This window comes from Halorussus salinisoli (assembly GCA_005239435.1).
In the GTDB taxonomy this organism is placed as follows: Archaea; Halobacteriota; Halobacteria; order Halobacteriales; family Haladaptataceae; genus Halorussus; species Halorussus salinisoli.
Map to the genome: position 1 here is coordinate 47,128 of SZNP01000008.1, position 23,640 is coordinate 70,767.

The 23,640-nt window shown below is 65.7% G+C and carries 26 protein-coding genes; 12 read left to right on the forward strand and 14 right to left on the reverse strand.

Going from position 1 to position 23,640, the window contains the following annotated elements; translation table 11 throughout:
• Positions 1-41 precede the first annotated feature (41 nt).
• The 5 genes from E2484_RS20300 to E2484_RS20320 all read right to left on the reverse strand — a co-directional run bounded on the left by E2484_RS20300 (position 42) and on the right by E2484_RS20320 (position 4,262).
• Positions 42-1,145 carry a PstS family phosphate ABC transporter substrate-binding protein gene (locus E2484_RS20300; RefSeq protein ID WP_137287018.1) on the reverse strand — a complete coding sequence of 368 codons (1,104 nt, stop codon included), beginning with the start codon at positions 1,143-1,145 and terminating at the stop codon, positions 42-44.
• A 254-nt stretch (positions 1,146-1,399) separates the two neighbouring features.
• Positions 1,400-2,011 carry a superoxide dismutase gene (sod, locus tag E2484_RS20305; RefSeq protein ID WP_137287019.1) on the reverse strand — a complete coding sequence of 204 codons (612 nt, stop codon included), beginning with the start codon at positions 2,009-2,011 and terminating at the stop codon, positions 1,400-1,402.
• A 185-nt stretch (positions 2,012-2,196) separates the two neighbouring features.
• Positions 2,197-2,829: a superoxide dismutase gene (locus E2484_RS20310; protein ID WP_137287020.1), complete on the reverse strand. Its 633-nt coding sequence runs from the start codon at positions 2,827-2,829 to the stop codon at positions 2,197-2,199.
• A 108-nt stretch (positions 2,830-2,937) separates the two neighbouring features.
• Positions 2,938-3,468, reverse strand: a complete 531-nt coding sequence (locus E2484_RS20315) for a hypothetical protein (RefSeq protein ID WP_137287021.1) — start codon at positions 3,466-3,468, stop codon at positions 2,938-2,940.
• A complete protein-coding gene (locus tag E2484_RS20320) occupies positions 3,465-4,262 on the reverse strand; it encodes a DsbA family protein (RefSeq protein WP_137287022.1) in 798 nt (265 codons plus the stop codon). The genes E2484_RS20315 and E2484_RS20320 overlap by 4 nt, the downstream gene beginning before the upstream one ends.
• 166 nt (positions 4,263-4,428) lie before the next feature.
• On the opposite strand from E2484_RS20320, the gene E2484_RS20325 reads away from it, so the two are divergent.
• The 3 genes from E2484_RS20325 to E2484_RS20335 all read left to right on the forward strand — a co-directional run bounded on the left by E2484_RS20325 (position 4,429) and on the right by E2484_RS20335 (position 5,704).
• Positions 4,429-4,791, forward strand: coding sequence for an ArsR/SmtB family transcription factor (locus tag E2484_RS20325; RefSeq protein WP_137287023.1), 363 nt, complete (start codon positions 4,429-4,431; stop codon positions 4,789-4,791).
• A gap of 37 nt (positions 4,792-4,828) precedes the next feature.
• Positions 4,829-5,092, forward strand: coding sequence for a DUF7521 family protein (locus E2484_RS20330; RefSeq protein WP_137287024.1), 264 nt, complete (start codon positions 4,829-4,831; stop codon positions 5,090-5,092).
• 129 nt (positions 5,093-5,221) lie between these two features.
• Positions 5,222-5,704: a peroxiredoxin family protein gene (locus tag E2484_RS20335; protein ID WP_137287025.1), complete on the forward strand. Its 483-nt coding sequence runs from the start codon at positions 5,222-5,224 to the stop codon at positions 5,702-5,704.
• Positions 5,705-5,836: 132 nt separating this feature from the next.
• Here the strand turns inward: E2484_RS20335 and E2484_RS20340 are convergent, their stop codons facing one another.
• The 3 genes from E2484_RS20340 to E2484_RS20350 form a co-directional block, all read right to left on the reverse strand.
• On the reverse strand, positions 5,837-7,255 hold the full coding sequence (locus E2484_RS20340) for a cryptochrome/photolyase family protein (RefSeq protein ID WP_137287026.1): 1,419 nt from the start codon (positions 7,253-7,255) through the stop codon (positions 5,837-5,839).
• A gap of 63 nt (positions 7,256-7,318) precedes the next feature.
• Positions 7,319-8,515, reverse strand: coding sequence for an alpha-hydroxy-acid oxidizing protein (locus E2484_RS20345; RefSeq protein ID WP_137287027.1), 1,197 nt, complete (start codon positions 8,513-8,515; stop codon positions 7,319-7,321).
• Between the two features lie 478 nt (positions 8,516-8,993).
• Positions 8,994-10,133 carry a putative sulfate/molybdate transporter gene (locus E2484_RS20350; RefSeq protein ID WP_137287028.1) on the reverse strand — a complete coding sequence of 380 codons (1,140 nt, stop codon included), beginning with the start codon at positions 10,131-10,133 and terminating at the stop codon, positions 8,994-8,996.
• A gap of 225 nt (positions 10,134-10,358) precedes the next feature.
• Between E2484_RS20350 and E2484_RS20355 the strand changes: the two genes are divergently transcribed.
• From E2484_RS20355 to E2484_RS20365, 3 genes are all read left to right on the forward strand, one after another.
• Complete coding sequence (locus tag E2484_RS20355) at positions 10,359-11,141, forward strand: SDR family NAD(P)-dependent oxidoreductase (protein WP_137287029.1); 783 nt, start codon at positions 10,359-10,361, stop codon at positions 11,139-11,141.
• A 90-nt stretch (positions 11,142-11,231) separates the two neighbouring features.
• On the forward strand, positions 11,232-12,236 hold the full coding sequence (locus tag E2484_RS20360; RefSeq protein WP_137287030.1) for a TIGR04024 family LLM class F420-dependent oxidoreductase: 1,005 nt from the start codon (positions 11,232-11,234) through the stop codon (positions 12,234-12,236).
• Positions 12,237-12,589: 353 nt separating this feature from the next.
• On the forward strand, positions 12,590-13,078 hold the full coding sequence (locus E2484_RS20365) for a VOC family protein (protein WP_321112822.1): 489 nt from the start codon (positions 12,590-12,592) through the stop codon (positions 13,076-13,078).
• On the opposite strand, the gene E2484_RS20370 is transcribed toward E2484_RS20365, so the two are convergent.
• Positions 13,079-14,089, reverse strand: a complete 1,011-nt coding sequence (locus E2484_RS20370) for a DMT family transporter (protein WP_137287031.1) — start codon at positions 14,087-14,089, stop codon at positions 13,079-13,081.
• A gap of 181 nt (positions 14,090-14,270) precedes the next feature.
• Here E2484_RS20370 and E2484_RS20375 point away from each other — a divergent pair, with 181 nt between their 5' ends.
• Entirely contained in the window at positions 14,271-14,852 is a 582-nt protein-coding gene (locus tag E2484_RS20375) for a metal-dependent hydrolase (protein ID WP_137287032.1), read from the forward strand.
• 101 nt (positions 14,853-14,953) lie between these two features.
• Complete coding sequence (locus E2484_RS20380) at positions 14,954-15,925, forward strand: quinone oxidoreductase family protein (RefSeq protein WP_137287033.1); 972 nt, start codon at positions 14,954-14,956, stop codon at positions 15,923-15,925.
• A gap of 306 nt (positions 15,926-16,231) precedes the next feature.
• On the opposite strand, the gene E2484_RS20385 is transcribed toward E2484_RS20380, so the two are convergent.
• A complete protein-coding gene (locus E2484_RS20385; RefSeq protein WP_137287034.1) occupies positions 16,232-16,534 on the reverse strand; it encodes a HalOD1 output domain-containing protein in 303 nt (100 codons plus the stop codon).
• Positions 16,535-16,641: 107 nt separating this feature from the next.
• Positions 16,642-17,292, reverse strand: coding sequence for a helix-turn-helix domain-containing protein (locus E2484_RS20390; protein WP_137287035.1), 651 nt, complete (start codon positions 17,290-17,292; stop codon positions 16,642-16,644).
• 250 nt (positions 17,293-17,542) lie between these two features.
• Between E2484_RS20390 and E2484_RS20395 the strand changes: the two genes are divergently transcribed.
• Positions 17,543-18,010, forward strand: a complete 468-nt coding sequence (locus tag E2484_RS20395; protein WP_137287036.1) for an SPW repeat domain-containing protein — start codon at positions 17,543-17,545, stop codon at positions 18,008-18,010.
• Between the two features lie 68 nt (positions 18,011-18,078).
• On the opposite strand, the gene E2484_RS20400 is transcribed toward E2484_RS20395, so the two are convergent.
• The 3 genes from E2484_RS20400 to folP all read right to left on the reverse strand — a co-directional run bounded on the left by E2484_RS20400 (position 18,079) and on the right by folP (position 20,333).
• On the reverse strand, positions 18,079-18,321 hold the full coding sequence (locus E2484_RS20400) for a hypothetical protein (RefSeq protein ID WP_137287037.1): 243 nt from the start codon (positions 18,319-18,321) through the stop codon (positions 18,079-18,081).
• A gap of 71 nt (positions 18,322-18,392) precedes the next feature.
• Positions 18,393-19,085, reverse strand: a complete 693-nt coding sequence (locus E2484_RS20405) for a 6-hydroxymethylpterin diphosphokinase MptE-like protein (protein ID WP_137287038.1) — start codon at positions 19,083-19,085, stop codon at positions 18,393-18,395.
• 105 nt (positions 19,086-19,190) lie between these two features.
• Positions 19,191-20,333, reverse strand: coding sequence for a dihydropteroate synthase (folP, locus tag E2484_RS20410; RefSeq protein WP_137287039.1), 1,143 nt, complete (start codon positions 20,331-20,333; stop codon positions 19,191-19,193).
• A gap of 884 nt (positions 20,334-21,217) precedes the next feature.
• Here folP and E2484_RS20415 point away from each other — a divergent pair.
• From E2484_RS20415 to E2484_RS20425, 3 genes are all read left to right on the forward strand, one after another.
• Positions 21,218-21,838 (forward strand): hypothetical protein, encoded by a 621-nt coding sequence (locus E2484_RS20415; RefSeq protein ID WP_137287040.1) that lies wholly within the window; start codon positions 21,218-21,220, stop codon positions 21,836-21,838.
• Positions 21,835-22,560 (forward strand): RNA methyltransferase, encoded by a 726-nt coding sequence (locus tag E2484_RS20420; protein ID WP_137287041.1) that lies wholly within the window; start codon positions 21,835-21,837, stop codon positions 22,558-22,560. Before E2484_RS20415 ends, E2484_RS20420 begins: the two co-directional genes overlap by 4 nt.
• Before the next feature lie 184 nt (positions 22,561-22,744).
• Positions 22,745-23,566, forward strand: a complete 822-nt coding sequence (locus tag E2484_RS20425; protein ID WP_137287042.1) for a phosphatase PAP2 family protein — start codon at positions 22,745-22,747, stop codon at positions 23,564-23,566.
• Positions 23,567-23,640: the final 74 nt, after the last annotated feature.

Here is a 23,640-nt window from a genome sequence, read left to right on the forward strand (position 1 = left end):
AAGAGCGTCAGACGACGGATGCCACGGCGCGACCGACCGAGCTAGTTCTCGGTGTCGGGGAGTTTACTCAGTTGGTTCTCGCGGCGCTCGGGGGTGAGCGTCGCGTAGTTGTTCGGTTCGACGTAGTTGTTCTGGCCGAACTCGCTGATGATGAACCGGAGGAAAGCGGCCTCCTTCTTCGAGGTCCCCTCCCAGGTGTAGCAGTGGAGGTCGCGCGACAGGGGGTAGTTCTCGTCGGCGAGGTTCTTGCCGGGTTCGTACACCTTCCCGTCGAACTCCAGTTTGATGGCGGGCACGTCGCTGCCGACGAACGCGAGGGCCATGTAGGCGACGGCGTTGTCGGACTTGCTGATGAGGGTCTTGACCTGCTGGTTCTGGCCCTTCCGCACGTCCACGCCGGGCATCTTCGCGTCGGGACTCCCGAGCATGTTGGCGCGGAAGGCGGTGTCGGTACCCGAGCCCTCGGCACGACCGACGGCCTGAATTTCCTTCTCCTCGCCGCTGTAGGCGTCGACCTCCGACCAGTTCTCGATCTCCCCGCGGTATATTTTGCGGACCTGTTCGGCCGTCAGTTTCGTCACGCCGGCCTCCTCGATCTCCTTACTGACGACGATGGGCTGGGCGTCCACGCCGACGACGTGGTCGGTGTACGGCTCCAGTTCCTCCTCGGACGCGTCGGGGAACTCCGCGGAAACGGGCGCACTCGAGTCACCGATGTCCACGACGCCCTTCCTGACCTTCTCGACGCCGGTTCCCGAGTGGCTCAGTCCCACCGAGACGTCGAACGGCGCGGACGCGTCGTCTCTGGACTCGAAGCCGTACAGGCCCGCCCAGTAGTCGGCGAGGCGTTCGTCGGTGTCGATGTCGTACTCGCTCGGTCCCCAGTACTCCTCGTCGTCGGCGGGCGGGTTCGAGTTCCAGACCGCTCCGGCGTCGCTCGTGATCGGATACACCGTCGAGGAGCCGTCGGCCTTCAGTTTCGACGACCCCGACGACTGGCTGTCGTCCTTCGACCCCGAGCCGTCTTGCTTACCGCCCTTTTCGGTTCGGGAACCACCAGTACCGCCCGTGCAACCAGCGAGCGCGAGTGCTCCGCTTGCCCCTGCAACTGTCAAGAACTGCCGCCGAGTCGGTTTTTCTGCCATCACGTGTCGAAACCCGCGACTTGAGGATAAAACTACCGAAGAAAATATATATCTTCTCAATAAATATATAGTGATATCCGTTGTTAGCGTTTCTCAGGGGCAGCGTCGGGTTTGGTAACTATTCACGGCCGTAATAAACCGGATACAAACGTGTTTGGAGATTTTCAGCTTCGAACACTCACGACGTTCGAGGCAATGGCTAGACGCGAAGCTAATCGAGCGAATCAGTCGAAGAAAAAACGGTAGTTCGGAGTTTACTCGTGGTTGCCGACGGTCTTCTCGTATTGCTCCGCGACGTTGTCCCAGTCGACGACCTCGAAGAAGTTGCTCACGAAGTCGCCGCGGTCCGGACCGTAGTCGTAGTAGTACGAGTGCTCCCAGACGTCGAGCGCCAGAATGGGATGGGCACCCCAGAGCGCGCCCTGGTCGTGCTTGTCCACGGCGAGGTTGCGGAGTTGCTTGGCCACTGGGTCGTAGACGAGGAGCGCCCAACCGCCTGCGGCGCTCGCGGCGGCCTCGAACTCGCCCTTCCAGCCCTCGTAGGAGCCGAAGTCCTCCTCGATGCGGTCGAGGAGTTCGCCCTCGGGTTCGCCGCCGCCGTTCGGGTCCATGTTCTCCCAGAACAGCGTGTGCAGGTAGTGACCCGAACCGTTGTGGGTCACGTCACCGAGCGCGCCTGCAGTGCCGCCGTAGTCCCCGCTCTCGCGGTTCTCGGCGAGCGTCTCTTCTGCACTGTCGAGTCCGTTGACGTAGCCCTGATGGTGGGTGTCGTGGTGCCAGGTGAGCACCTGTTCGCTGATGTGCGGTTCGAGCGCGTCGTAGTCGTACGGAAGTGGTGGTAGTTCGGGGTTGGATCGCTCAGACATAATTGAACCTCGTTACTATATATTCTCTTTTCGGTCTTAAACTTTGAGAAGTCGATTGGTAACACACCTCTCGAATCGACCCAGATGCCACTCTCGAGGCCTCTAGGCAGCGAACGACGGTCCTCCGGTGAAGCCAATTAAAGTAAAGTATTTTTCAATTCCGGGTTTCGACCGGAGCTTCTCGGTTACTGTGCTCCGGTGTGCTTCGGAATCGCGTCGGCCTGCTGGGCCTGCTGGTAGCGTTGCTCCACGTCGTCCCAGTTCACCACGTCCCAAAAGTTGTTCACGTACTCTCCGCGGTTGTTCTCGTACTGGAGGTAGTAGGCGTGTTCCCACACGTCACAGACGAGCAACGGGGTGGCGCCCTGCGGGTGCTGGTTCTGGTGGTTCTCCGCGGCCGCGACCAGCGGTTTGTCGGCGATGTGGTCGTAGACCAGCATGCCCCATCCGGAGCCTTCGACGCCCTTCGCGGCCTCGGAGAAGTCCTGCTTGAACCCCTCGAAGCCGCCGAAGTGTTCGTCGAGTGCACTGGCGAGGTCACCGCCGGGTTCGCCGCCGCCGTCGGGATGCATGTTCTGCCAGAAGACGGTGTGGTTGACGTGGCCCGAGAGGTTGAACGCGAGGCTCCGCTTGACCGACCGCACGTCGCCGAAGTCGCCGGACCCCCGCATCTCCTCCAGTTTGTCGAGGGCGGCGTTCGCACCGTCTACGTACCCCTGATGGTGTTTGTCGTGGTGCAGTTCCATGATTCGCTGGTCGATTACCGGTTCGAGCGCGTCGTAGTCGTACGGTAGCTCTGGTAACTCGTAAGTAGCCATTCGTCTCTCCCCCGTATCTCGGGCAACGGCCACGCGGTTAAGTGTTAAGCGAGTAGTCGAATCGGCGATATGCGGGTTCGCAGACACGCGTACCGGACACTCCGGGATTCAGACCGAACACTGTCGCGGGTCGCCCGAGCGCGCGAGGAATCCGAGGAGTAGCGCGATGCCACCCACTCGGAGCAAGTCGCCGTGGAAGGGGAGCGCCGCCATCGCTCCGGCGAATCCGAGGAACCCGAGTAGTCCGGCCCCGCAACTCGCGCACCCGGAAGCGACCAGTCCGGGAAGCACGCCCACCAAATCGGAGGCGCTGGAGACGCCCATCGTCCGGACCTGTCCCGCCGTGTTGACGACTGCGACACCCGTGAGTCCGGCGTAGACGACTATCATCCCGAGACCGGCCGCGCCGTTGGTCGCGTAGGTGTTCTGGGTGAGGAGGACGAGCGTCTCGTCGAACCAGTGGAGACCGGCGCCCAGCATCTGCATCGACATCTCGGGAAACGTCGAGAGGACGAGCAGGACGTACGTCACGATGGCGACGACTCCGGCCGCGAGCGTGCGCCGGCCCGACCTGAAGGGGTAGGTCAGCGCACCCCCGAGTTGGCTTCCGAATCGCTCGACCGATCGAGCTACACTCATGCGTTCTCGATCTTCTCGATGGCGCTCGCGAATCGGTCGTACGGTTGTGCTCCGACGAGTTTCCCCGCCTTGTCGGACTCGCGGTTGTAGAGGACGAACCCGGGCGTGGCCGAGATTCCGCTATCGGTGCCCGCGCTCACGTCGTCACTGACGACGTCCTTCGCCCACTCGGTGTCGTTCTCCAGGCAGGACATGGCGGCGTCCGCGTCGACGCCGTCGACGTCTCGGGCGATGCCGAGGAGGTTCCCCGTCTTGGCCCACCCGGAGTCAGGTTCTTCCTGCGCGTCGAAGACCGCGGCGTGCCAGTCGCTGTACGCGCCGGGGTTCGAATCCCGAACCTGCCTCCAGACGCACTTGTCGAGGCGCGCGGCAGTCGTAGACGCCTCGCCGATGTTCGGCAGTTGGAGCATGACGAAACGAACCTTCCCTTCGGTGACGTGGCTTTCGACCAGTTTCGGAAACGTGTTCTCCTCGAAGCGCCCGCAGAACGGACACTGGTAGTCGGTCCAGTAGTACACGTCCACGGGGGCGTCGTCCGGCCCCATCACGGGATTGCCGCTCAGGTCGATACCGTACCCGGTCTGCGCGTCGGAGGCGTGAACCGAGGAGTCGCCCATCGCCGACTTCGATTCGCTCGTCGTCGCCGACCCGGTCGTCTTCGACCCGGTCGTCGTCTTCGGTTCGCTCGTCGTCGCCGACCCCGAACCGCGAATGCTCGAACAGCCAGCGAGTCCGGTAAGTGCGGCGGCGGCGGTTCCGCTCAACAGCGTCCGTCGAGTCGTCTTCTCAGTCATGATATGTGTGAGGGCGGCCTGACGTCCAGTCGTGGTCTGTATTGGGACAATCGGACAGTCGGCCACGTCGCTAGTTCGGTCCTCCCGAGATATATGAGTCGCGGGGCGTTTTCCGAGTCGGAAAACACCCGGCAGGTTTTAAAAGGCGGGGCGGAAAATCGTGTACGTGAGTGAGGAACCGAACCCCACAGCACTCTTCGCCCTGCTCGACGACGAGTACGCGCGGGGAATCCTCACCGAAACGAGCCGCGAACCGATGTCCGCACAGACTCTGAGCGACAGATGCGACGCTTCGCTCCCGACCATCTACCGGCGACTCGACGACCTCGAATCCTGCGACCTCGTCGAGAAGCGCACTCGACCCGCGTCCGACGGGAATCACTACGCCCTCTACGAGGCGACTGTCGAACACATCGGTGTGTACGTTCGGGACGGCGAAATAGACGTCTACGTCGGCGACGACGAGGACGAGGACGCCGCCGACCGCTTCACCGACGTGTGGGAAGACATGCGAGGTGACGAGCGATGAACGAACGAGACGACGAGACCTCCGGAGGTGCGCACTGATGGAGACGACGCTGTTCGTGGGGAAACTGCTCACGATGGCGCTCGGCATGCTCATCGCGTATCAGGGCTTCCGAGGCTACCGACGCAACGCCAGCGAACCGATGCTGTTCGTCGGAGTCGGATTCGTCTTCCTCAGTGTCGGAGGCGTCATGGGCTGTTCGGTCGTCAACGCGCTCGGTGTCACGCCGTTCGCGCTCGGCGTCGTCCAGACGCTTCTCGTGGCGGTCGGGATGGGGTTCGTCCTCTACTCGCTGTACGGATAAGTCCTCGATACCGGGCTTTCGGTCGTCGCCGCGAGCGTCCTCGAACGTCCCGATCACCGGTCGTCACGAACCGCGGTCAGTCCCGCCGGTGCCGCAAGTCGCTTTGAAACGAACCCCCTACGTTCGTCCATGTCATTCGAAGGCTCCGAGGCACCCGGTTTCACCCTCGAAAGCACGTCCGGTGCGGAGGTATCGCTCGAAGACACTCTCGACTCCGGGCCGACCATCGTCCTCATCAACCGCGGCCACTGGTGTAGTTTCTGCGCCGAGCAACTAGCGACGTTCAGCCGGGTCTTCGAGGACCTGCGATTCAACGACGGCGTGGACGTTCTCCCCGTCGTGACGAGTCCCACCCCGAAACTCGTGGAGATGCGCGACCGATTCGACTACGACTTCCAGTTGCTGGCCGACCCCGACGGCGAGGTCGCCGACCAATACAGCGGGACGGAAGAGACCAGTCACGGCCTGACCGGCATCGCTGGCACCTACGTCGTGGACACCGACGGCGTCGTCCGCTACGAACAGGTCGCCGACGACCTCACGGACCGGACCTACGGAAACTGGGTCCGGTACTTCATCCGCAACGACTTCGAGGACCCCTTCAGCGGGTGACGCTCGAACGCGTCCGAATCGCTTCGTCGACGTCCGCCCCGGTCGCTGTCTCCGCTTCTCGCTCATCTCGTCGCTGGTCTCGGAGATAAAATGAGATACTAGAGAACGCACCTCCGACGGCGTAGCGACGAACTAGTCGTCGCCGCGGGCGTCCTCGAACATCGCGATCGCCTCCTCGCGGCGCTCGCCGTGGTCCACGATCGGCGCGGGGTAGTCGGGCGCGACCTGCTCGCGCTCGTCCGGGTCGAGTTCGTGCCACCCGTGTACGTCCTCGGGGGACGCGTCGGCGAGTTCGGGCACGTACTTCTCGACGAACTCCGCGTTCGGGTCGTATCGCTCGCCTTGAGTCGTCGGGTTGAAGATGCGAAAGTACGGTTGGGCGTCGGTCCCGGTCGAGGCGGCCCACTGCCAGCCACCGGTGTCGTTGGCGGTGTCGTGGTCCGCGAGTTTTTCGCGGAACCAGTCGTACCCTTCGCGCCAGTCCAACAGGAGGTCCTTGGTGAGAAAGGAGGCGACGACCATCCGGAGGCGGTTGTGCATCCACGCCTCCTCGCGGAGTTGTCGCATCGCGGCGTCCACGATGGGGTAGCCGGTCCGGCCGTCCTTCCACGCTTGCAGGGACGCCTCGTCGTCGCGCCAGTTGATGTCCTCGTCGTACTCCTTGTAGTTGCGCGACACCACGTCGGGCCGGGCAGAGAGGACGTGGGCGTAGAACTCCCGCCACGCGAGTTGACTCTGGAACTCCCGGACGGACGCGGCCTCGCTGCCGTCCTCGTCGGGGTCCCCGCCGGCGCGCGCCATTGCTTCCGCGGTCGCCTGCCAGACCTCGCGGACGCCGACGGTTCCCCACTTGAGGTGGACCGAGAGCCGCGAGGTGGCGTCCTTCGCGGGGTAGTCGCGGTCCTCGGCGTACCGGAAGATGGGGTCCTCGCAGAAGTCTCGGAGTCGGTCGCGGGCGTCCTCGGTTCCGGCCGGAGGGACCTCGGCCTCGGGAGCGTCGAAGCCGAGGTCGGCGAGCGTCGGGGAGTCGCCCGCGTCGTCGGGGTCGGCCACCTGCCCCGCTTTTGGCGCCTCGAAGGGCGCGTCCTTCTCGCGGTCGCGCCACTTCTTCCAGAAGTACGTGAACACCGAGTAGTGTTCGCCCTCGTTCGTCCGAATCGACCCGGGTTCGTGGAGGAGTTCGTCGTGGTATGCCGCCCGCGAGACTCCGGCATCGTCGAGCGCGAGTCGGACCTCGCTATCTCGCTCGGCCGCGAGGCCGGAGTAGTCGCGGTTCCAGTAGATAGCGTCTGCGACGTACTCGTCGGCGATTCGGGGCAACTCCTCGCGCGGGTCGCCGCGGACCACCAGCAGGTCGCCGCCCAGTTCGCGGTAGTCTGCGCGCAGCGATTCGAGCGCGTCGAGCGCGACGGCCACGCGAGGCGGACTCGCGTGGTCGAGGACCGCGGGGTCGAAGACGAAGACCGGGAGGACTTCGCTATCCGCGGCGGCCTCGGCGAGCGCCCGGTTGTCCGCGGCCCGGAGGTCCCGGCGGTGCCAGTGAACGTTCATACCGGGAATTCGGAGCGGGAGTCCGTCAAACGACCGGCCTACTCGCGGAACGTTCGGTCGGGGTCAACGCCGTTCGACCAACACCGACTCGTCCAGTCCCTCCACCGAGTCCTGCCCCGAGAGCGCCAGCGTCAGGTCCAAGTCCGCGAGGAAGTTCCCGACGACCTCCCGAACCCCGTCCTCGCCGTCGATGGCGAGACCGTAGACGTAGGGTCGCCCAAGCAGGATTGCGTCGGCACCGAGCGCGATGGCCTTGATGGCGTCTGCACCCCGGCGGATTCCGCTGTCGAAGAGGACCGCGAACTCGTCGTCTTCGGTTTCCGCGTCGACCGCGTCTACGACGCCCGGAAGCGCCTCGATGGCCGAGATTGCGCCGTCAACCTGTCGGCCACCGTGGTTCGAGACGACCACGCCGTCCACGCCGCGGCGCACGGCCTCGCGGGCGTCGTCGGGGTGGAGGATCCCCTTCAGCACGACCGGGAGGTCGGTCTGTTCGTCCACGTTCTCGACGGTCCTCCAGTCCATCGAGAGGTCGCCGAACTGCTCGACGAACTGCCAGAGGGCACCTCGCTCGTCCTCCTCCGGCGGGTCGTCCAGCGAGTCGCGGAACGCGGGGTCCGAGCGGTAGTTCGCCACGCCCTCGCCGTCGAGGAACGGCAGGTAGGCGTTCGCCACGTCGCGCTCTCGCCACCCCATCGTCGGCGTGTCGAGCGTGATTACGATGGCGTCGTAGCCCGCGTCTTCGGCGCGACTCACGAAACTCGCGGTCACGTCGGGGTCCGCGCTCGGGTAGAGCTGGAACCACCCGGTCGCGTCGCCCAACTCCTCGGCCACATCCTCCATCGTGGCCGAGGCCGCGGAACTGGAGACGAAGGGCACGCCGAGGTCGCTGGCGGCCCGCGCGCTGGCGAGTTCGCCGCCCTCGTGGATGATGGACTGGACGCCGACGGGCGCGAGGGCGACCGGGACGGGGAGTCGCTGGTCGAGCAGTTCGACCGAGAGGTCGCGCTCGGCCACGTCCCGGAGCATCCGGGGCACGATGCGCCACTGCCGGAAGGCCTCGCGGTTCCGGTCGGCGGTGTCCTCGCCGCCCGCGCTCCCGACGACGTAGGCGTAGGCCTCCTCCGAGAGGGCGGCCATGGCCTCCTCGCGGAGTTCGTCCGGATTGGTGGGGAGGTCGGGTCGCTGGTCGGCGAGCATCCCGCTGGCGTACACCTCGCGCTGGCGATTCGGGCCGTAGGCCTCTGACGGGTCGTTCATGGTGGGTCGGTCGTAGTGCGGGATGTTATAGCTTGTCGAGGACGGCTAGGTTTCGTGGGTCTCGGTTCGTCGGATGGGAACTGAAGCGTCGAGAGGCCGGGGAAGGGCGACCGAAAGGCGACGGGGTAGTTACTCATCGAACCGGGGAGTCACTGCACAGCACCGCGACCGCAGGCAGGCGAACGACGGGAGAAGCTAGCTACCCCTTGAGCCACTCATACCGCACCCGCACGGCCCCGCACTGCACGGCCCCGCACCGCATCTGCACAGCACCGCCCTGCATCGCACCGCAACCGCGACGGCCTCACGACTCTCCAACCGACTGCGTTGCTCGGCCACGGGCCTGCGCTACTCGTCCCTCGCGCGGTTGGCGCGGCGCAGTCGCGCCGCGCTAGCGCGCGCCGGAGTAGAGAGGACGAGACACATAAATACACGTCTAGTATCTATTCTAGATACTGAGGGAAATGCAAAATTGTGTCTAAGCCGCTTCTTGCATCCGCTTCAGCGCGACCGACGCGGCGATTCCGGCGACGAACGCCAGTCCCACGTTCGTCGCCAGGCCGAGGACTCCGACGCCGACGGTCAGGCCGAGCGAATCGGTGTCAAGGCTGGCCCTACCCAACTCGACGGCGACCAGCGCGAGGACCACCCCGAGCGCGGCCATCGGAAACGCCGCGACCAGCTCGGCCGCTCCGAGCGCCGCCCCGGCGTAGAGGACCCCGAGGACCAGATTCGCGCCCGCCGTCCGCGCGCCGAAGGCGTGCTTGCCCGCGACCCCGCCGCTCCCGTGGCACATCGGAAGCGCGCCGAGCGGAACCGCCAGCAGGTTCATCGCACCCATACTCGTCGCCAGTTCGTCGGGCGACACGTCGACGTCGTAGAGGTCGTCCAGCAGGAGCGAGGTCGCTACCGCGGCGTTGCCGACGGTCATGGCCAGTTGCGCGCTCGTCGCAGCGAGCGCGTCCGGCGTCGGTGCGAATGCCGCCTCGATGCCGCCGTCGAGCGCTGCCCCGACTCCACCATCGACGGCGACTGCGGTCCCGAACTCCGGCACCGCGAGACTCGGCGCACCCGTCTTCGTCGCTGCGAGTCCGACGCCCGCGGCGAGGACCACCAGCGCGGCCGCGCGCCGGTACCCGAGCGCGACGACCGTACCGCCGACGAGCGCGGCAGCGAGGGCCGTCTTCGGCGCACCCGCGCCGAGTTCGAGCCCGGTCCGGGCGAGGACGAGCGCAACGGCCAACTGGACCCCGCGAATCACGGCGGCGTCGATGCGGTCGGCGAGCGCGCCGAGCGCGCCCACGGTCCCGAGCGCGAGCAGGACCGCGCCCGCGAGCGTCCCGGCCGCCGCGAGTTCGGGCACCGTCAGCGACCCCGCGATGACCAGCGCCGCGAGCGCCTTCATCGGTTCGACCGAGACCGGCGCGCCGTACCGGAGGCCCCAGACCACCTGAAACGCGCCGAACCAGAGCAGGAGGACGGGGAGTCGGAGGTCGGTCAGCGCCGAGACCGCGACCACGACCGGGAGGACCGTCACCGAGTCGCCGACCGCGCCGGTCAGTTCGCTGGCGGAGAACTCGACTCGTCGCGTCGCCACGTCACCGACCGGGAACTCCATACGTAGACGACCACGGACGTAATCGACTTAGGTTTATTGAGAAACCGAAACCCGGCACGATTGAGGGATTTGTAACCGTATCTGGTTACTCGACGACCTATCGAGCGTTCGGTAGCGATTGACAAACGTTCTCGAGGAGTGATAGCAGTTCTGCGTACCCTTATCAGGAATCGGACTGTACGCGATACCGATGACAGAGACTGTCACGCAACGGGAGGCGATGCGATGACCGACCAGACCGACCGCTTCTCGGTCGCCGGGCGGACCGCCGTCGTCACGGGCGCGAGTTCCGGCATCGGACGGGCAATCGCTGAGGAGTTCGCGGCCGACGGCGCGGACGTGGTCGTCTGCTCGCGCGAGCAGGAGAACGTGGACCCGGTAGCCGAGGGCATCGAGGAGAGCGACCGGGAGGGGAGCGCGCTCGCCGTGGAGTGCGACGTGACCGACCGCGACGCGGTCGAGGCGCTGGTCGAGGCGACCGTCGAGGAGTTCGGCGGCCTCGACGTGTTAGTCAACAACGCCGGAGCGAGTTTCATGGCCAACTTCGAGGACATCAGCCCCAACGGGTGGCAGATGATTCTCGACATCAACCTCGGGGGCACCTACAACTGCACACAGGCCGCCGAGGAATACCTGAAGGACGGCGGCGGGAGCGTCGTCAACGTCGCCAGCGTGGCGGGCCAGCAGGGTGCGCCCTACATGAGTCACTACGGCGCGGCCAAGGCCGCGGTGGTCAACCTCACCTCGACGCTCGCCTTCGAGTGGGCGAGCGACGGCGTCCGGGTCAACTGCATCGCGCCGGGGTTCGTCGCCACGCCCGGTCTCGCCAGTCAGATGGGCATCTCGGCCGACGACGTGGACCGCGAGTCGGTCGAGCGCCGGGTCGGGGTCAGCGAGGAGATCGCCGACGTTGCCCGGTTCCTCGCCAGCGACGCCGCCTCGTTCGTCGTGGGCGAGACGGTTACTGCGGCGGGCGTGCCCGACGTGATGGAGTCGCCCGACGTGTGACGCGCGGGCAAACCTAACGCTCGATAAACCTCGTTCCCGGTTCCGACAGTTGGCATGGGAACTATGTTGGGCGGTTCCGTCGTCTCGTCCATGACCGACCGAACCGTCCATCTGCCGGTCGCGGCCCGACCGTCCATCGCCGACATCGTCTCGCTCGCCCAACTGGCCGAGAATCGAGGCTACCGCCGGGCGTGGCTCCCCGAGACGTGGGGTCGGGACGCCGCGACAGTCCTCTCGGCCATCGCCGAGCGCACCGACGAAATCGGCATCGGTCCGTCCATCCTCAACGTCTACTCGCGGTCCCCGGCGCTCGTGGGCCAGACCGCCGCCACCCTGCAGGAACTCTCGGAGGGCCGGATGCGCCTCGGCATCGGTCCCTCCGGTCCCGCGGTCGTCGAGGGCTGGCACGGCCAGAGCTTCGAGCAACCGCTCCGGCGGACCCGCGAGTACGTCGATATCGTCCGGCAGGTCCTCTCGGGCGAGACCGTCAACTACGCGGGCGACGTGTTCACCGTGGGCGGGTTCCGCCTCCGGTGCGACCCGCCCGAGACCCCCGTACCGATAGACGCCGCGGGAATGGGTCCGAAGTCGGTCGAACTCGCCGGGCGCTTCGCCGACGGTTGGCACGCCCTGATGCTCACGCCCGACGGGGTTCGGGACCGACTCGAAGACCTCCGGCGCGGTGCCGAGTTGGGCGACCGCGACCCCGACGACGTGCAGGTGATGCTCTCGCTGACCTGCGCGGTCTCGGAGGACGGCGAACGCGCCCGCCAACTCGCCCGCCAGCATCTCGCGTTCTACGTCGGTGCGATGGGCACCTTCTACCGGGACGCCCTCTCCCGGCAGGGCTACGAGGAGACCGCCGAGGCGGTCGCCACGGCGTGGGGGAGCGGCGACCAAGAGGCCGCGCTCGAGGCCATCGGCGACGACCTGCTCACCGACCTCGGCGCGGTCGGCACGCCAGACGAGGCCCGCGAGGAACTCCGGAAGTTCGAGGACATCGACGGCGTTGACCGCGTGGCCGTCTCGTTCCCTCGCGGCGCGGAACAGGACGAACTGGAGGCGACCATCGACGCGCTCGCGCCCGACGCCTGATTTTCGCGGGATTTCAGCCGGGCGGCGGCCCGCGAGCCGCCGTCCGGCGTGCGCTCGGCGGGACAGACGACGGGCGTAAGCTCGGTGCTGCAGACCACGCGAAAGCACTCGACGGACCAACCGCCAGAAAGCGCCCGGTGAATCGATCGATAGGGTGTGGTGAACGCGACCGGGCGGGGCTTCAGAAGACGAAATCGACTCTCTGGTTCACCCTCGTGGAACCGCCTCCAAACGTCTTTTCACTCACTTCTAAGAAATGTAGATATTTGCTAAACAAATACAAAGTTAACCAAGGTCGATTAATCCCAGAACCTACCCAAAACCTATTCTTCCGCGAGTTGCACACAGAATCCATGCCCGAACCCCCAGAAATGCCCGAAATCCGCGTGGACCACGTCGGCATCGCTGTCCACTCAGTCGCCGACGCCGAACCCCTGCTGGAACTGCTCGGAGCCGAAAAGATGGTCCACGAGGAAGACCCCACGGGTGCGTTCCGGTGGGCCTACTACCTGCTCGGAGACGCCTCGCGGGTCGAACTCGTCGAACCCGTCGGGGACGAAGAGTCCTTCCTGACCGACTTCCTCGCGGCGAACGGGCCGGGGATGCACCACGTCACGCTCGAAGTCGCCGACATGGACGCCGCGAGCGCGGCGCTCGAATCCGAGAGAATCCGGGTCGTGGACCGGACCGACTACGACGAGTGGTCCGAGGCGTTCGTCTCGCCGCGGAATCCGACGGGCGTCCTCTTTCAACTGATGGAGTACCGCGAACCGTTCGCCGAGGGGCGGCCCGACCCCGAACGACTCTACATCGGCGGAAAACGGCTGAGCGCCGACGAGTAGCTACTCGACGTCGCGGTAGTAGACGTTGCCTCGGACCGTTACTGCGCCGCCGCCGGAGGTCTGTAACTCCGCCGTGGGCCTGTCGGGAGTCGGCGTCGCGGCCCGCCGAATCGCCCGCGATTTGACCGCGACGAACCCGCAGAGGATGACCCCGAACCCGACGACGGTCGTCGCCGACACCACCGCTCCCAGGACGAGCCACTCGCTCAGCGCGGCGAACATCGGAACCGCGTAGCTGACTAGCGTCGCCTCGTTCGGGCCGAACCGGTCGAGCAGTCGGAAGTACGCGATGAAGCCGCCGATACTGGCGATTACCGAGAGGTACGCGAGTGCGGCGAGCGCGGCCGGGGTCACGTCCGCAGCGCCGAACGACTCGCCGGGAAGGACGACCACCAGCAGGTCGAGCACGACAGCGCCGATGACCATCGTCCACGCCTGCGCGGACACGAGCGAGAGATTCGACTCGTAGCGCCGAGTCAGCACCGACCCCAGCGCGAAACTCGCCGCTGAGAGGAACAGGAGTCCGACCCCGATGGCGGTTCGACCGCCGGAGGGGTCCGGCCGAGCGACGATTCCGACGCCTACGAGTCCGAGCAGTACTCCCAACATCTCTCGGGCGTCCGGTCGCTCGTCGGGGAGCAGTGCCAGCGCGAACACCGGCGTCAGAACGGGGTTGAGACTCATCACGACCGACGCCACGCCGCCGGAGACGTATCGCTGGCCGGCGAACAGAAGCGCGAAGTGAACCCCGACCACGAGCAGGCCGCCGACGCCGACGAGTTTCCACTCCTCGGTGGTTCGGGGCCGCCAGCGACTGCCCCGTCGAACCGCGGCCACGCCGGTCGCGCCGAGCAACAGCAGTCCCGCAACGTCGTACCGGAGTGCCGCGAGCGTCACCGGCGGGACACTTCGGAGTCCGACTTGAATCGCTAAGTAGGCCGTTCCCCAGACTGCCGCGAGGCCGACGAACAAACCGAGGTCGGAGTAGGAGCGAAGTTTCGAGGTCCACATCTTCTGTTTCGGGAGGAAGACCGTAGTGGTCAGACGGTTAAGAGACTTGCCGGAATCACGATACCAAGTGACGCATTGACGGTGACGGCCGAGTGCGGTCCGAACCGCGAGCGGACCGTCGTAGTCGAAGGCCGAGACTGAGTGCCAGCGTGCTTATTGGCGCTCACACCGTAGCGCCTACATGTTTCCGCTGGGTCACGTGGGGATGGCCTCGTTGTTCGTCGCGCCCATCGCGTTGCTACTCGACCGAAAGCGCCGGTATCTGCCGGTCGTCGTGTTAGCGCTCGCTACCGCGCTCCTCCCCGACGTGGACGGCAAGATCCCCTTCTCGCACCACCACGGCGGGCCCCACACCGTCCTGTTCGCGCTCTCGGCGAGTCTCGTCGTCGGACTCGCGCTCGCGTTCGTCTCGGCTAACGTCTCGTGGCTCGCCCGGCGCATCGACGGTGTACCCGCGTTCCGCCCTCGCGCGGCGTTCGCGCTCGGGGCCGGAGGCGCGCTCGCGGGCCTCGGAAGCCACCTCTTCGCAGATATACTGATGATACCCGTCGCGGACAATCCGGTGGAACCTCTCTGGCCGGCCTCGGAACGTGCGTTCGCGCTCGGACTGATGACCCCCGGCGACCCGGCGTGGAACTGGGGGTTGTTGGCCGCTGGCATCGGCGTACAGATACTCGTAGTGGCACACGTGGTTTCCCGGATTCGCGGCCGAGTGCTGGCGGTCCAGTCGGGCCACTCGGGCGATTCGAACCGCTCGCAGTAGCCTCGTCCCGCCGGTGTCGGAGGACTCGTCATCGTCAGCGTCGAATCGGAAAACTGACCACGGCACGGAAGTTTATCCGCGTCGGAACCGAAGGCGAACCCATGCGAACGGTCCAAGTTACCGAATTCGGCGACAGTGGCGTACTGGACGTGACCGACGCGGAGAAACCGGACCCGGGGCCGGGCGAGGTCCGCATCGAAGTCGAGGCCGCGGGGGTCAACTTCGCCGACGTCATGCAACGCCAGGGCAACTACGTCGGCGGCCCCGAACCGACCTACGTGCCGGGGATGGAGGTCGCGGGTACCGTCGACGCCGCAGGAGAGGGGGTCGAGCGCGAGGAGGGGAGCCGAGTCGTCGCCATGACCGGCCGAGGCGGGTACGCCGAGTACGCGCTAGCCGACGCCGACTCGCTGTTCGAGGTGCCCGAAGCGATGTCGTTCGCCGAGGCAGCCGGGTTCCCGGTCCAGTTCCTGACCGCCCACGCGGTCCTCCACGAGTGGGGTGGACTCGAAGCGGGCGAGCGAGTTCTGATTCACGCCGCGGCGGGCGGGGTCGGCACCGCGGCGGTCCAACTCGCCAGCGCGGCGGGCGCGGAGGTGTTCGGCACCGCCAGCACCGACGAGAAACTCGAACTCGCCGAGCGGCTCGGCTGCGACCACCCCATCAACTACGTGGAGGAGGACTTCCGCGAGGTCGTCGCGGAGGAAACCGACGAGGAAGGCGTGGACCTCGTCCTCGACGGCGTGGGCGGTGAGACGTTCGCACGGAGCCTCGACGTACTCTCGCACTTCGGGCGCGTGGTGGCCTACGGCGCGGCCAGCGGCGAACCCGGCGAGGTCGACACCACGCGACTCCTGTTCGAGAACAAGTCCGTGATTGGCTTCCACCTCGGGAACTCGCTCCAGCGGAACCCACAGCGCATCCTCCAGTCGGTGCCCGAACTCCAGCAGATGCTCGCTGACGGAGACCTGGAGGTCGTCGTGGGCCAGCGTTTCGACCTCGAAGACGCCGCCGACGCCCACGCCGCCATCGAAAATCGAGAGACCGTGGGGAAGGTCGTGCTGGAACCCTGAGACGACCCTACACGGATTCTATCTCATAGTACAGGTACCGCTGGACGAACGTCCGGAAGTCGTCGCGGCCACACTACCAGCAGTCGAACCCGGCCACTTCGTCGACGCCGACCGGGAAGACGTATCCATAGTCGCCTCGACGGGACTCCCCCCGTAAATTTCGGTGAGCTCCGCATTTAGCTCGCTGTAGTGGGATTCGTCGAGGTGGGCCGCTCCCCGTTCTTTCAGTACCTCGGCAGTCGTCGTTCGGACCGTCTCGTCGCAGAAGTCACCGTCGAACAGAAGGCCGCTCGTTCGTCACCTCGGTTAGTAGACGAGTACGGTTCCGTCGCTCTCGACGCGGACGTGATGCGAGGCGTGGTCGAAGCCGACGTGACCCCCGAACTCTGGCGGCGTACCGTTCTCGCGCGGGCCGAAGAGGGAGTTGAGCGCGTCCGGGTCTACTGCCGCGTATATCGGCTCCATCTCGGTTTTGGGAGTCGTCGAAACCGAACTCAGCGCCCGCACGACGGCTTCGGTCGTCGTTTCGTGGCTATTCGGCTCGCAGACGGCTGCAGGGTCGTTGGCTGACTCTGCATCAGCGCTAGTCGTTCGTTCTTCCGAGTTCATCGTAACACCAGAGCGGACACTACTGATTATCACGTACTCCCCAAAGGCTCCGGGTGGTAGCACTACCACAGTTTTATGTATTATCGCGGAGCGCTCGCCCGAGCAGGTCACTCGTCGTGGACGAGCGTGTTGGAGAGGAGATTTCGCTGGCCCCGCCGGAGGCGGGCGGACAGGGCGTTGCGCGATATGTCGAGTCGGTCGGCCAGTTCGGTCAGCGTCGTCTCGCGGGGCACGCCGAAGTAACCCGCGTCGTACGCCGCTACCAGTGCCTCCTGTTGTTCGTCCGTAACGCCGTACTCGGCCCTCTCCTGGGGATTCTCCGCCCGATACACGCGGTCGAGTTGGAACGAGAAGTCGTTCGACACGCAGTAGTCGTGGAACTCCGAGAGCGCGTCCTGACTCGGGAAGAGGACTTTGAGTTCCCACGATTCCTCGTCGCTCACTGCTTCCAGAATCGTCGCCTTCGCGTCCGAGGCGGCCGACAGGAGACTCGCTTTCCCCGACTCCCACGTGACCCGATAGAACCGCTCGTCGTCGTCTTGCTCTTCCAGCGTCAGGATGTCCTGGACCGTCGGGTCGTCTCGGAGGCCCTGCTCGAACGTCTCGAAATCCCCGCCAGAGGCCCAGAAGTACGGAGTCACGTGTTGAGTTCCCGCGACGACGCGCTTGATTTCGATTCGCATCCCCGGCGCAGTCGTCAGCGTATCGGCTAGCACGAACTCGCTCGCTGGCACGGTCAGTTCGGCCAAGACGCTCATTCACTAGTTCAACTCTCCCGGGTAGACGAGACACTGGTATAAACGACCACTGGAGGGTTTCGCGTCCGCCCGGAGTCGAACGAATGCCGACTGGTCCGGTTCGCTACCGAGACGTGCGCTGCCATCGAAAATCGGGAAGTTGCCGGGACAGCCGTTCCTGGACCCCGACACCCACGGTTCGAGTTAGTGCTTGCAGTGGAAGCCAGCAGAGTCTTTGGGCCGACGACCCAACCACTGGCGGGGGAAAAAGATGAGCAACCGCGAAACGGACGCCGAGTACGACACGGACAGTGAGGTCCGAAGCGACGTTAGCCCGAACCCGAACGAGCGGGGCAAGTGGCTTTCGGCGATCATCGCTCTGCTCGGACTGTGGATGCTCGCTCAAGCGTTCCTGTTCGACATCGTCGCGTCACAGTTCTGGAACGACATCGTCGCCGGTGCCCTCCTGCTCGCCGTCGGTGCGTACAACTACTCTCGCCGGGGCAGTGACGAGGTGGGAAGTGTCGGTGCCGCCGCAATCGCCGCGCTGGTCGGTCTGTGGCTCGTCGCGGCACCGTTCATGTTCGGTGCCGACGCCGGAACGACCGAGGCCGTCAACGACCTCGCGTTCTGGAACGACATCGTCGTCGGTCTCCTCGCGCTCGGCGTGGGTGCATTCAGCGCGTACTCGGCGCGCGACCAGCAACGCGAAGCCCGGCAGATGGGACACGAAGGCTGAGCGAGACGAAGGTCGTGCGAGACGGAGCGTAAGATCGTCTCGCCGTTCTTCAGGTCGTTCGGTCCGCGCTACCGAGTGACTTTCTCTCGGCGATAGACCGCGATTTGATACTGGGTGAGCTTTACCGAGAACGCCACCACGAGGAGCGCGAAGAGACCGATAGAAACGAACGAACTCTCGTGAACGTAACCGTTGAGTACCTGTAGCAGTGCGAACACCGGCAGTCCGAAAGTGAAGATGCCGGTCCGAACCGGGAACTCGCTGGCCATCTGGCGAAACGCGTCGTGGTCGTCTGTTAGCTTCTCGTCCATTGTCCTCTCGATCGGCTCTCGTTCACCGTCTTTCAAGGGTACAGTATAACTTTTTTGGGATGGACCGGCGGCTACCGTGGAAACCCGCTCACGTCGATTCCCTCGCGGCGACCGTCCAGCACGTCGAACTCCTCGCCGCGGCGACTCTCCAACCAGCGGAGTAGTCGCTCGGCCCACTCCAACTTCCGGGCCTTCGTCTCGTCCACGTCGGGGTCGTCGAAGTCCCAGCCGACGAACCGGAGTCCGGCCGCGCCGAGGTGGTCGGCGAGGAACGCCGCCCGGTCGCCGTCGGTGAAGCCGCCGAAGTTTCGGACGTGGGCCACCGGCCGGGCCTGGGTGGTCGCCAGCACGCTCTCGGCGTCGAATCGGGGGACCCACTCGCGGACCGCCGGGACGTTGTCGCCGTGCGCGTGGGCCACGACCGGAGTTCCGCTTTCGGTGAGGCGGCGCGCGGTGTCGGGATTCTTGTCGAGGTCCGTGACCATGCAGTCCACGCCGACGCCCTCGTCTCGGAGTTCGTCGGCGGCGGTCGAGGCCGCGAACACGGCGTCGGCATCGCGGGCACGGTCGAGTTGGTCGGCGTCGGTCAGCGAGGGGCCAGCGCCCGCGATGGCGACCGTCCGGTCGGCCACGTCGAAGCGCGCGAGGTCGAACGGACGAGTCAGTTCGGCCAGTACGTCGCGGCCGCGCTCGTCGGCCTCACGGTCGAAGCCGAAGTCGTTCAGGATTCGCTCGTAGATGGGTCTCCACGTTTCGTAGTTCATGATAGAACCGTCTGAGCCGGAAGTTCGCTGGCAAGTACCCCTACCCGCGAGCGCCCTTCCAGCTTCCCAAGACCGGTTTCTTGCTCCCCCGGCATAAGTTTTCTCTTAACGTTCCGGGTTACTGACGACATCGAACACTCCGGCGAGTCGGTCGCCGGCCTCGCCTGCGGTGGAACGCAGGCGGGCGAGCGCGGCGGGCGTCCCCGCGAGCAGGTCGCCCGCGGTGCCGGTCGTGAAAACGACTCCGGCGTCGGCCGCGGCCGCGCCGAGGGTCCCGCGCTCGGCGTCGGAGAGTCCCGAGAGCTCGAAGACGCGAGTCGTCGCCTCGTCGGCCCAGTCGGAGTCGCCCCCGAGACGTTCGAGGTGACGGGCGGTCTCCCGGGCGTCGGTCACGTCGAGTTCCTCGACGGCGACGCCCTCGACGTCCTCGACCAGTCGGTCGCGGGCGAACGCCGCGCCGATTTTCGCGGCGTCGGCGGTCTCGGCCACGTCGTGGGTCCGGACGACGTGCGCGCCGCGTTCGACCGCCATCGAGGTGGCCGCCAGCGAGACCGGCAGGGCCTCCTCGGTGGTTCGGTCGGCGAGTTCACGCAGGAAGTTCTTCCGGTTGATGGAGACCAGAATCGGCTGGCCGAGACCGCGGAACTCCCGGAGTCGGTGGAAGGTCTCGCGGTCGTCGGCGAGCGTCTTGGCCTCCGACCAGCCGCCGAACGCGGGGTCCACGATGGTCTTGTCCGTCAGCCCCTCGCGCTTCAGGGCGTCGTAGATGTCGTCCACGTGCTCTATCGCGCCGGGACGTTCGAGGTCGGGCGGACTCGCCATCTTCACGACCGCGGCGTCGTACTCGCGGCACACGTCGGGCATCCGGGGGTCGGCGAACCCGCAGATGTCGTTCACCATGTCGAACCCGCGCGCGAGGGCCTCGTCGGCGACTTCCGCGTATCGGGTCTCGATGGAGAAGACGGCGTCGCCCGAGACGCTCTCGATGGCCTCGATGGCGGTGTCGAGGCGGGCGAGTTCCTCCTCGGCCGAGAGGACCTCGAACCGCTTGTTCGCGGATTCCAGCCCCACGTCCACGATGTCCGCGCCCTCTCCGAGGAGTTCGGAATCGACGTACTCGGCCGCCTCGCCCGGGTCGTCGTAGACGCTCGGGTCGTAGGGCGACTCCTCGCTGACGTTCAGCACGCCCATTATCCGCGGCGGGTAGTCGTCGCCGATGCCCAGCCCCGCGGCGGTGACGTTCTGCATGTAGGGTCCAAGCGACTCCCGGATAAAAAGTCGGACTATTCGACGCCGAGGTGCTACGACTCGTCCGTGGGCCGACCTCGGGACCGCTGGGCGGTTCGGTCCCCGAAAAGGTAGGCAACGGTTCGGCAACTCTCTCTTCGTGCAGGTCAGTCGTACCGCCCTGTTCGGACATCGCACTGGACACGCCGCCGGGGGTGAAGCCGCGTTCGGCGACTAGGGTTTTCCGTTTTCTGAGGTGCTAATGAGATTCCTTACCGATTGATTTTATTGTCTAGGGAAATAGATACCTTCCTCCTGCGGTCGGCGCGTGCTGGCGCGACCCGAAGTGGTCGCGCCAACCGCGCGAGGGACGAGTGAGCGACTGAAAGGAGCGAACGAGGAGGCTGGGGAGGCGTGAGGTCCGCGGTCGCGGTGCGGAGGCGGTGTTGTGCGGTAGTTCCTCGGCTCAAGGAGTAGTTAGCTTCCTCGACTGACCTCGTCGTCTCCCCCTTGCTTCGTTCGTCGTATCGGAGAAGATAGCTACTCCTTGAACCTATGAAGACCGCCTCCGCACCGCGACAGCCTCACGCCTCCCCAACCGACTGCGCTTCTCAGTCGCTACGCTCCTTGCGATGCTCGTCCACCGGAAGACGGTCCTGTTCGCTTCGCTGCGCGGGCTGCGACTTCCGAGCCGTCGGTCACGTCCGTTCCCGACGACCCCACGCGGTTGGCACGACCTCGAACCGCGAGGTCGCGCCGGCACGCGCCGGTTCCGAAGTCCACCAGACGGACAGTCCGATAGTCACGAGACTCGAACCACCGAAATCCGAGGAACCGACGAGACGCGTAAAGAGTACGAGGAGAACGCGCTCTTTTTCACCAACGAACCCGAACCTACCGAGCAAATGGCCAAAGTCAGCATCGGGCTTCGCGGCTGGCGGTTCGACGAGGACGAGGTGTTCACCGAGGACGGGGACTTCCGGCCGATGGACGATATTCCGGAGGACCCCAGAAAGCGGCTGATTCGCCTGCAGGCGCTGGTCAACGCGCCGTGCGACGCGTGTTGGCTCATCCACGGCGACGAGGAGATTCACGAGTGCAACGTCGCGGACGTCGTCTACGGCGAACCGCTCGCCGAGGTGGTCCTCTGCGACGACCACGAACCCGACTTCCTCTACTGGTTCACCGAGGAGGGCGGCGACCAGTTCAAGGGCCAGCAGGTGCTACAGGACGAGTTCCACGAGTGGTTCGTGGACGGCGGCCGCGCGCCCGACGGGTACGGCGGCGTCGAACACGTCGATACCGACCCCGACGACGTCCCGGAACCGCCCGAACCCGACCAAGACGAACTGAACGTCGACCTCCCCGACGAGGAACAGGAGCGAATCGACCTCCGGAACATGGACATAGACGGCGACGAGAGCGAGGACGCCAGCGCAACCGAGGACGCCGACGAAAGTGAGAACGGCGAGGACGCCGCCGACTTCGACGACCTCGACCTGGGTCGGGACTACCCGTCGTCATGAATCCGCCAGCAGTCGCCATCGTGGAACCGAAGACCCCCGGCAACATCGGAACCATCGCGCGAGCGATGAAGAACTTCGGCATGCACGACCTCAAACTCGTGAACCCGCCGGAGTTCGGCCGGGACAGCGAGGCCTACGGCTTCGCCGGACAGGCCCGTGAGGACGTCCTCCCGAACTACGACGAGGTGACGTTCGACCACCTCGTGGAGAACTACCACACCGTCGGCCTGACCGCGACGACCAACGAGGACGCCCGCAAGCACCGCCGATTCCCGTTCCAGACGCCCGACGAGTTGGCCGATAGCCTCCGCGACGTGGACGCCGACACCTGCCTCATCTTCGGCCGGGAGGACAACGGCCTGACCAACGACGAGATGGCCCGCGTGGACCAGGTGTGTTCGATTCCCGCCAGCGCCGACTACTCGTCGCTGAATCTGGGACAGGCCGCGACCGTCACCCTCTACGAACTCCGGGACCTCACGCTCGACGAGACGCAACTCCCCGACGTGGAGCGCGAACGCGCCGACGAGGCCGAAATCGAGGGGTTCTACGACCACTTCGCCGAGTTCTTGGCCGCTATCGACCATCCCGAGGAGAAGCGAGCCAAGACGCTGCGACTCGCCCGCCGACTCCTCGGCCGCGCGCACCCGACCGGCAGGGAGGTTCGGACCTTGCGCGGGGTCCTCCGCCGGGCCATCTATCACGCCGACGACGATAGCTAAACTGGCTTTCCCGCCGACGACCGGGGCTTCCGCCCGAACGGTTTTCCCCGTCGCCCGCGATACGTTTTCGAAGAGAGCAGTGACGGTTCCATCGGTGTTACTCGGTCGCACGACCCGGCTTACTCGCGGTCCGCGTACAGATAGTCAAATATTTTATCCGATTGGTGCGTAACTACCGACGACTATGTTTGCCTCCCTCCCGCTCGGTACGCAGTTCACCCTCCTCGTCGCCGTTCCGAGCATCGCGGCCCTGCTCGTGGGCAAGCGACTCTTCCTCCCGGACGAGCGATTCCGAACCCTCGTCGTGGAGTTCCTGAAGACCGACTGGAAGTATCTCGGGGCCGCGTGGGTCGTCACGGAGATCGTGAACACGCTGGCGCTCCACTTCCACGTCGCCAGAACGTTCACCGGCGCGATATACGCCGTGGAGGGCGCGACGGTCGTGGCGTTTCAGGCGGTCACGGTCGTCCCGCTCACCGTGTTGGCGACCGGCGTCTACCTCGTCGGATTCCCGTTCATCGTGCTGTTCACGTACTTCAAGTTGAAGGCCCACGACGAGGAGGAGGCCCGCCGCTACGCGCTGGCGTACATCATCGTGGTCGTCTGCGCGGTGCCGTTCTTCCTCCTGTTCCCGGTGAAGGTGTCGTCGCTGTACCTCTCGACGGTCGAGCCCTTGATGTACGAACTCAGCCCGGCCATCCAGTACGGCATCTTCTCGACCGACACCCTCGTCAAGGCGTTTCCGAGCCTCCACACCGGTCTGTCGGTGCTGGCGGCGCTCTACGCCCGGAAGTCCGACGCCCGGTACGCCTACACCGCGGCGGCCCTTGCGGTCGCCATCGTCCTCTCGACGCTGTATCTCGGGGTCCACTGGGTGACCGACGCGGTGTTCGCGGTCCTGCTGGTCTGGGTGGCCTACAGGCTCTCCCAACGAGTCAGCGACCCTCGGTGGTCGGCCGTCTCCCGCGAGTTCGTCTCGGGCGTCCGCAGGTACGCGTGGCCCTGAGGACGGCACGGCCACGTCGCTAGCCGAACCGGTTCGACTACGTGAAAACCCACCGAACGGGTTCGCCACGTGCG